Raw genomic sequence first — 993 nt, 5'->3', positions numbered from 1 at the left:
CCAATATGACCATCTCCTGGGCCTCTTTAATATCCGACAGGTCCACGGTGCGATGAGATATCGGGTTTTTGTACGAACCGATAGCACCGGCAAATAGCGCGGAAAGACTTTCATTTTCGGCTGCAAGCCGGGAGTTGTCTGCAAGTGGCCCATTCTGAGAAAAGGCCTTTCTCATCAGATCTGTCCCGATCGTCTGATCGCCAAACCCACCTGCATTACGCACAGCTATTTCCACAGCTCTGAAAGACCTGAACACCGCAGTAGAAAAATCGCCGCGAGCTAGGTCGAGCCAAACAGCTTCTGCTATTTCCGGATGAAGTAGGCTTTTGGGAAACGCCACACCGCGGGAATAGTCCTCGAATGAACCTTCATCGAGCATCCGACGTGCCTTGCGACTTAAGCGCATCCAATCGTTGGATGGATGAAAACCACCTTGCGKTATCAGCAGCCCTTGCACGGTCAGCCAGTTCCACGCTTCGCCTAGAGAAAGATCTACTTCATCATGTCGCTCCATAGGATAGGTATAGCCGCTATCACTAGGGGCTACAGTCCATTGGTGCATGACCTGAGGATGAACACCGCGATTTCCGACTCCACCATGTTCTGCACAGAGTTTCAGAACAGTCAATGCAAGCTCTTGATCAGGTAAGTCCACCAGCACATCAACATCAGGAATCAGATCTGCGAGTGTTGTCATGGAGTTTCAGTTGGATAGGTAGGTTTCCTCGATGTGAGGCCGACGCTTGAGTCTATTACGGTCAAGCATCTCCGTCTCCTCCAATTGGAGGGTATGGATGTACCGGAGACCACGGTAGGTAATTCATAGATGGGCGGAACGGCCACAGTACGCCCTACTACCCTTGCGCGCTACCTTCCCAAGGTTCACTATGCAATCCTGGGCATAAAAAGTATGTGGAGGTGAGATGCATTACGACACTTTTGAGGAGGTCATAGAAGGGCTTGCAAAGAAGGGGCGGACGGCACACTTGCTTC

The 993-nt window shown here is 51.2% G+C and carries 1 protein-coding gene; it reads right to left on the bottom strand.

The genetic code is table 11. The features are described 5' to 3' along the window. The coding region (locus tag AC1DWI_RS24400; protein WP_477726074.1) for a TIGR02391 family protein at positions 1-697 on the bottom strand (697 nt) is incomplete at its 3' end. Positions 698-993: the final 296 nt, after the last annotated feature.

The sequence above is a fragment of the Polaromonas sp. P3_C2 genome (assembly GCF_056402675.1).
Note: the sequence above shows the minus strand (reverse complement) of the source record. Positions and strands in the feature narration are given on the sequence as shown.